Below are 7,512 nucleotides of genomic sequence, written 5' to 3'. Positions count from 1 at the left end.
CAGTGTGGCCGTTCACCCTCTCAGGTCGGCTACGCATCGTCGCCTTGGTAGGCCGTTACCCCACCAACTAGCTAATGCGCCGCAGGCCCATCCTCTAGTAGCAGATTGCTCCGCCTTTCATCCCTCGCCCAGGAGGGTGAAGGAATTATCCGGTATTAGCTACCGTTTCCGGTAGTTATCCCAGTCTAGAGGGTAGGTTGCCTACGTGTTACTCACCCGTCCGCCGCTAAGCTTACCCCGAAGGATAAGCTCCGCTCGACTTGCATGTATTAGGCACGCCGCCAGCGTTCGTCCTGAGCCAGGATCAAACTCTCCAAATTGGTATTTAGAAAGAGCGATTGCTCATTTTGAAACATCTGACGAGAATAAAATATTCTCTATTTTTGGATCTCACTTGCGTGAAACCCCACTCACTCGTTGTTCAGTTTTCAAAGATCAAGCTCGTCGTCGGCGCCGATTATCTCGTCACCAGCAACTCTTATAATATATCACGTTCGACCGAGTAATGCAAGCTCTTTTTTTCAACTTCTTTTCGAGCTCGGCGTTGATGTTTCATGGCCGGAATAAGAATATACCATGTACAGAGTTTCATTGCAAGCATTTATTTTCAATGTTCTATAATTCACTCTAGTAGCCCAGTAGATCGCTAATTATATCCCACTGTACAACCTTTCTCCATTGTCGGCATCCATGCAGTATGATGCCCATTTTCCGCTTAATCATTCCTGTTTGGAATGAGACGCTACATCCGCCGCGATACATACGGAGTCTCAATGGCAAATGGTATAGAAAGCTCTACTGGCCTTGGAATACTCACTAGTGCCGCTCCAACAAAGCCAAGCAGCAGGCGATTCACGAATGGGATGGAAACCTCTGAATTGGAAGAGATATAGAACTCCCTCTCTTGTCGAGGGTAATAATGTTTGATATTAAGTGAGCGTGTATCAGATTTACACACTGAACTTTTAAAGATCCCCCGGCAGGGAAGCACCGGGGGATCTTTTTAACATATTATAGTTAAGCTCTTAGATGAATACCGAATGTGGCAATCTCGCAGGGTCCGAGTTCCAGCTGATGCTGGGTATCTCCTGAAAGCGGCAACGGAGCCGTTCTCTCTTCTAATATGCTTGTGCGATACAGATGTTCATGAGGAAGTGACAATTGTAGATCTAATTGCGCGTGTGAGCCGCTCATGTTGTACCAGCGAAGCAGAAGGTCTCCGGTAGTTTCGTTCATTTTCATAGAAGAAAATGCGGCTTCTGTGCCTTTCCAGCTCAAAGGTGAATAAGCCGAAGCGATTGTCCCGGTATGGATACCCGTCTGGAAGATGGTCCATGGAACCTGGAATTGGTATGCTTCGGCGTACGCGCCTGAAGTGATGCCATCTCCACTATGCGGAATCAGCATTAGCTGGGCGGTATGCTCGCCAATGCATTGCGCCTCCGGCGTCGGGAACCAGCCCCAGTCGCCTAATTCGCCTACACTGCGAAGCAGGGTAACGGCAATCGTATTGCGTCCGTCCCGTAGCACTTCATATTCATTCAAACCGAGATTAGCTACAGTCATGCCAGCTTCAGCAATGCTCACATCCACAAAAGACTGTTGATGCTGGGTATTGCTTGGATTTTGCCACTCTACTGCTGGTTCATTCTCCCGCTTGGCAATTTCGAACATAGAATCAGCATGATGCACCGTGGTCTGCAGATCTGTAGGGAATAGCATCCGGACACGGTGATCTTTGGCGACATTGTTGATCGTGGATTCAATGTGTACTCCCTTACCTGTACGTTCCAGCGAGATGACAGTACGCAGTTCCAGAATCACGGTGTCACTGCTACGCTGAGCTTTACGCTCCGGATAATATACCAGTGCGAGCTGCTCCTCTTTCAAAGTGGCGTCTGCCGAAGCTGGAACCTCCCAAGCATGCTTAATCTCAACAGAAGCCCGGTAAGGAGTATCTTCAAACACAGTAAGGACAGCATTCAGCCCTTTGGTAGTCAAAGGAATCTCGCCATCCGGCTGTCTGTACATATACTCGTTCCCTATGTCTCCGGTATTCTCATAGATGCCCAGATCACGGTAAAGCACACCGCTCAGCTTGTGATGCAGGCTGAAAGAGCCATCTCCGGCAACTTCGACACGGATTGCTTCATTCTCCAGAACATGCTCACCGCTAATAAGTGAGGCCTTCTTGGGAGCTGCTGCTTCCTGCTGTGCTGCCCATGCATAAGCACGTAGTCCGAGTGCAGGAACGTCCGCCGCTTCGAAGGTGATTTTTACTCTACGGCACATGAACGGCTGGCGGAACTTGTCGTCCGGCAGATCGTAGCCGAATTCCAGGCCCAGATCCTCCACGGTGCAAGCCAATACCTTACCGCTGTCATCCAGCAATACTCGGCCAGAGAGATTGAATTCCTTCATTCTGCGGGAGGTCTCCTCCAGGCCGAAGCCTTCGCGAAGGTATAAGCGGGCTGCGTCCAGTTCGACACTGACAGTCCCTGTGCGGCTCCAGCCTGTCGTGTTCATCACCACAAAAGGAACAGCTTGCATATCTTCCGGGGTGCCTTCAAAAACAGAGGTATCTACAGCCTCTGCGATAAATCTGGCGCTGTCTTCTATGATACTTTCTGCTACGTGACGGCTTTTATCAAAACGGGTCACCATCTCGCGGTGCACCTCGTCCACGCTGCAGCCGCAGATGCTGTCGTGCGGATGGTTCTGCATCAGCGTCTTCCAGGCGTAGGTGAACAGATGATGCGGATAGTCTTTGCCGGCAAGCCTTGCAATGGAAGCTAGCGGCTCGGCTACTTTTTCAAGAATAGTCTGGCCCTTCTGATTCATCTGCTTCAAATACACACGTGCCGAAGCAGTATTTACCAGTGTGCCCCAACCGTCGGTCCGCTGGCTGCGCAGCTCGCCTGTAACCGCTGAAAGTTCACGTCCACCCTGCTCCAGATCGGCATTCAGCGCATCCAGGTAATCCGGGAAGTTGGAATGAACGAACTCCACCTCGGGATAGAGCGTCTGCGCGGTGGCAATCGCCTCCGGCAAATCCAGCTGAAGCGGCTGATGGTCGCAGCCATTCATGAACAGGAGCTCACCAGTGGAGGCATATTTTTCGGCATCGGCCAGCTTACGGTCCCAGAATTCACGCGCAGCAACCTCGTCCGCCGGAACTTCATTCCCGTTGGAATACCAGTTAGCGAAGAGGATGCCGAGAATGCGTGACCCGTCCGGCCCTTCCCAGATCAGCTCGGAGAACGAAGACTCATAGCCGCCGTCGGATACGGTATTATTGAAGCCGGTAGGCTTCACTCCTCTGCCGAAGAAGGCATTCTTAATGCCGGACTGGAGCATGAGCTGGGGCGTCTGGCCGACGAGACCGAAGGTATCAGGGAAATAGCCGATTTTGGACGGGTCTCCGTATTTCAATGCATCCTGATGGCCGATCTGCATATTGCGCACGTTCGCCTCACCGCTCGTAAGGAAAGCATCCTGCAAAATATACCACGGGCCAATCAGAATCCGACCATCACGAATATGTTGCTCCAGCCTTGTTTTGTTCTCGGGGCGGACCTGCAGATAATCCTCCAGAATAATCGTCTGGCCATCCAGATAAAAGCTGCGGAAGGCCGTACTGTTATCCAATTTATCTAGCAGCGCATCCACCAGCTGTACCAGACGGACATGATGCTTCTCGTAGGGCAAATACCATTCCCGGTCCCAGTGGGTATGGGAAACGATATGCGCGGTTTTTTTCTTCGTCATGACTCCCATCTCTCCCTTAAATCTTGCTCAATGTATTGTGACTGCAGTTTCTCCCGCTCTGTACACGGATGTCCGTTGCCCCTGCTTGTCTGCGGCAAACAGTATGGAGCGTTCTTTCTCCAGCCGGAAGCTGTTCCTTGCAGAATCGCTTCGGGGCTGGGCCTCCAGCACTTCCAGGCCATATTCTGGAACCACCCGGAATGGCATGCGCCCCATTACTTCGGGAGCAAGGAGCCGCAGGTTCAAATCCTGTCGCCATGATTATGCCTTAATGTTACCGCCCTGTTACTGTTCACGGATACTATTCCTCAATCTCCAAAGGGAACTCCCTCATATATTTAAGCAATTCATCCACGGTGGTAAAAGCAAGGCCCGTAACCGTATCCGCACACCCGTAGTAGATCGCAATCCGTCCTGTCGCGGAATCGGTCAAAGCCGCGCAAGGGAAGGTCACATTAGGCACATCTCCCATACATTCGTACACCATTTCCGGCCCCAGAATATAATTGCGCGAACGGGCTTTTACTTTCCACGGCTGATCCAGATCCAGAAGCGCACAGCCCATGCGGTAGACAAATCCATTACATGTGTTGATTACGCCGTGATAGATGAGCAGCCAGCCCTCGCTGGTTTCGATCGGAATCGGACCGGGGCCAATCTTCTTGGACTGCCAGGCGGAGGCATCTCCATTCACCGTGCCCATCACATAGCGGTGCTTGCCCCAGAAGGTAAGGTCCGGACTTTCGCTGTAGAAAATATCTCCAAACGGAGTATGCCCGGTATCGCTTGGACGGCTTAGCATGGCATAATGCCCGTTGATCTTCCGCGGGAACAGCACGCCATTGCGGTTATACGGCAGAAAGGCGTTCTCCAGTTGATGGAAGGTTTGAAAATCGGTGGTGTACGCGAGTCCGATGGTCGGCCCGTGATAGCCGTTGCACCAGGAAATATAGTAACGGTCATCGATCTTGCAGACCCGGGGATCATAGCGGTATTCCCGTTTAATGACCTCTTCGTCCCCTTGAAAAACAATCGGTTCATGCTGGATGGTCCAGTTCACGCCGTCCTCGCTGAAGCCTGCAAAGATATCCATGCTGACCGATTTGGAATCGCAGCGGAAGACACCGGCGAAACCCTCCCCAAAGGGGACGACCGCCGAATTAAACACACTGTTGGAGTTCGGGATGGCATCCCGGTGAATGATCGGATTGGCCGAATATCTCCATACAGGTGCGCTAGTGGCTGCCGGCTTCTCCTCCCAAGGGATATTTGACAGATTTTCTCCAATAATCGTACTCATGTTCATGTCTCCTTATCGTCTAAAAAAGTAATGTACTCCATCTTGTCATCCGTACCTGAAATCACTTAGAGAATTCCTTCCTGCATCGCCCGCCAGATCAGTTGGGAGAACAGGCTGTTCGACCAGGCGAACCAGCTGCGGGTGAACACGGAGGGGTCGTCCGCATGGAAACCTTCGTGCATAAAGCCGGTATCGGCGTCCGTTGCCTCCAGCATGCTAATCACCGCCAACTTCTCTTCCTTCGTGTCTGCCGTGATCCCTTGCATCGACAAGGCCATATGCCAGATATAGTTCTTCGGTGTATGCGGACTGCCGATGCCTTTGGCTGCGGTTCCTTCATAATAGAACGGATTTTCTGTACTGAGCGCAAACCGTCTGGTGTTCTGATACACCGGATCATCGTTCTTCAAATAGCCCAGGTACGGAATGGAGATCAGCCCCGGGGTGCCGGCATCATCCATCAGGCAGTAATTGCCGAAGCCGTCGGTCTCGTACGCATAGATCGGCCCGAATTCGGGATGGCGGTAAATCCCGTACAGCTTGATGCCGTGATCCACCTCGAACTCCAGCGCCTTCAGCTCGGCCAACAAATCCATGTCCCGGAAGACCCACTCGGCGAATTCCTGCATCTGCCGCAGGGCGACAACGGCAAACATATTGCCGGGGATGTTGTAGTGGAAATCACAGGCATCGTCACTGGAACGGAACCCGGACCAGATCATCCCGGTATAGTTCACCGGCATGCCAAGTCCGTTATTTCGCAACGAGTCTTCCGGAATGCCGTTGTTGCGGGTGAAGCGGTACGGCGACTGCTCGAAGTGGTGCTGCTCTTTTTTGAACACCTCGAGGATCGTACGCAGGGCAGACTTGAACTCTGCATCGAAGAAGTCGGTAATCCCGGTTTCCTGCCAGTAGGTATACGCGAGCCGCACCACGAAACACAGGGAATCAATCTCGAATTTGCGCTCCCAGACCCACGGGGACATCTCGGTCACGTCCGTGGTGTTCCAGTGCCAGTCATTGGCATATTCATTAAACGCATTGGCGTACGGATCGATGTGGATGTACTGGATATGACGTTTGATCAAGCCGCCGATGATGCGCTGCAGATCCGGGTCGTTTTTGGCCAGCGGCACATAATGGATGACCTGTTCCACCGAATCGCGCAGCCAGGAGGCCGGGATATCTCCGGTAATGACAAAGGTGGTGCCATCCTCCATCCGCTTCGTCGTGGTCTCCAGGGTGTTCGGAAAACAGTTTTTGAACAGCTGCAGCAGTTTGGGCCGGTGGGCCAGCTTCTCTTCTGCCTCGGCCAGCACCTCTTGTACGGCTTGCGGCAGTTCGAGCTTCGGCATCGGGATTTTCGGTAATCTGAATTGTTCCAAGGAAGGGACACTCCTTCTATTCGAATAGTCGTTTATTTCACGTAAATCGTCTGGATCTCAAAAGGAGCAAAGTGCAGCTCGAATTCACCTGGGTGATGGGCGACAGGCTCCAGCTTCTCCTCCAGCGCATTGGACCGGTACACTTCGCTGAACGGCTGATTCCAGCCCAGCGTCACGGTTTCCCGTCCGCCCGCGGATTCATAGAACCGCAGCACGCAGCCCTGACCGTCCTCGGATGGCTTCACGGTGTCGAGCACGACATGCTGCCCATTGAAGCGGATGAAAGAACCTGTGGACGGTATAGAACCCTGGTCCCCTTCGGCTGCGGTGACCTGCACCTCATGATTCAGCTCCGCGGCCTTGCGCAGCGTATGGGCACTCCGCCAATCGCCCGGGTGGGGATAGAGCGAATAGGTGAAGTCATGAACGCCGAGGTCCGCAGTGGCGTCCGGCCATTGCGGCGCACGCAGCAGGGACAGGCGGATCGTGCTGCCTTGAATGTCGTAGCCGTATTTGCAGTCATTCAGCAGGCTGACGCCGTATCCATGTTCGGATACATCCACAAAACGGTGTCCGCAGACCTCGTACTGCGCCTGTTCCCAGCTGGTATTGCGGTGCGTGGGACGCTCCAGCGCACCAAAAGGAATCTCATAGGTCGCTTTGTCTGCGACCACATCGACCGGGAAGCCGACCTTCAGCAGCTTATGGGCTTCCTTCCAGTCCACATGGGTCTTGAAATCGATTCTGCGGTCATGGGCATACAGGATCAGATCCTGGGTGATCAGCGACTGGCCCAGCGTCCAGCGGAATCTCAGCACATCCCGGACTTGGCCGGAGTGAAGCACGTATTTCTCCACCAGCTCGGCCTCGCCAGCGGGCTGGGCTTCATAGCGGCTGTCGATATCCCAGGCATCCCAGAGTGTCGGACGGTCATGGAAGAAGTGGAATTGGTTGGCCCGTCCGCCCTGCTGCACCACTTCCCGGCCGGCCGCTTTGTCGAACAGGCTGGTGATTTCGCCCCGTTCATTGAACGTCAGGCGGTAGTGCGGGGTCTCCCAG

5 protein-coding genes and 1 rRNA gene are annotated in these 7,512 nt (G+C 53.2%); all 6 read right to left on the bottom strand.

Annotation, left to right across the window (positions count from 1 at the left end; translation table 11 throughout):
* Positions 1 to 320: ribosomal RNA gene (locus A3842_RS06035) — 16S ribosomal RNA — on the bottom strand; the annotation flags it as partial.
* Between the two features lie 697 nt (positions 321 to 1,017).
* Positions 1,018 to 3,768, bottom strand: a complete 2,751-nt coding sequence (locus A3842_RS06030) for an alpha-mannosidase (RefSeq protein WP_074100776.1) — start codon at positions 3,766 to 3,768, stop codon at positions 1,018 to 1,020.
* 27 nt (positions 3,769 to 3,795) lie between these two features.
* Positions 3,796 to 3,984, bottom strand: coding sequence for a hypothetical protein (locus A3842_RS06025; protein WP_143186171.1), 189 nt, complete (start codon positions 3,982 to 3,984; stop codon positions 3,796 to 3,798).
* Between the two features lie 85 nt (positions 3,985 to 4,069).
* Positions 4,070 to 5,068, bottom strand: coding sequence for a glycoside hydrolase family 130 protein (locus A3842_RS06020; protein ID WP_074100774.1), 999 nt, complete (start codon positions 5,066 to 5,068; stop codon positions 4,070 to 4,072).
* A gap of 65 nt (positions 5,069 to 5,133) precedes the next feature.
* Positions 5,134 to 6,453, bottom strand: a complete 1,320-nt coding sequence (locus tag A3842_RS06015) for a glycoside hydrolase family 125 protein (protein ID WP_074100773.1) — start codon at positions 6,451 to 6,453, stop codon at positions 5,134 to 5,136.
* A gap of 32 nt (positions 6,454 to 6,485) precedes the next feature.
* Positions 6,486 to 7,512: glycoside hydrolase family 38 C-terminal domain-containing protein (locus tag A3842_RS06010; RefSeq protein ID WP_178382303.1), on the bottom strand; the 1,027-nt coding region annotated here is incomplete at its 5' end.

It is taken from the genome of Paenibacillus sp. P3E, assembly GCF_001909045.1.
GTDB classification, from domain to species: domain Bacteria; phylum Bacillota; class Bacilli; order Paenibacillales; family Paenibacillaceae; genus Paenibacillus_AQ; species Paenibacillus_AQ helianthi.
The sequence above is the reverse complement of the archived record's forward strand: the minus strand, read 5'-3'. Positions and strand labels throughout refer to the sequence as shown.

Bases quoted from the DNA above. Each gene is read 5' to 3' on its own strand.
- A3842_RS06020 (WP_074100774.1), bottom strand. From the start codon at position 5,068: ATGAGTACGATTATTGGAGAAAATCTGTCAAATATCCCTTGGGAGGAG.
- A3842_RS06025 (WP_143186171.1), bottom strand. From the start codon at position 3,984: ATGGGGCGCATGCCATTCCGGGTGGTTCCAGAATATGGCCTGGAAGTG.
- A3842_RS06030 (WP_074100776.1), bottom strand. From the start codon at position 3,768: ATGACGAAGAAAAAAACCGCGCATATCGTTTCCCATACCCACTGGGAC.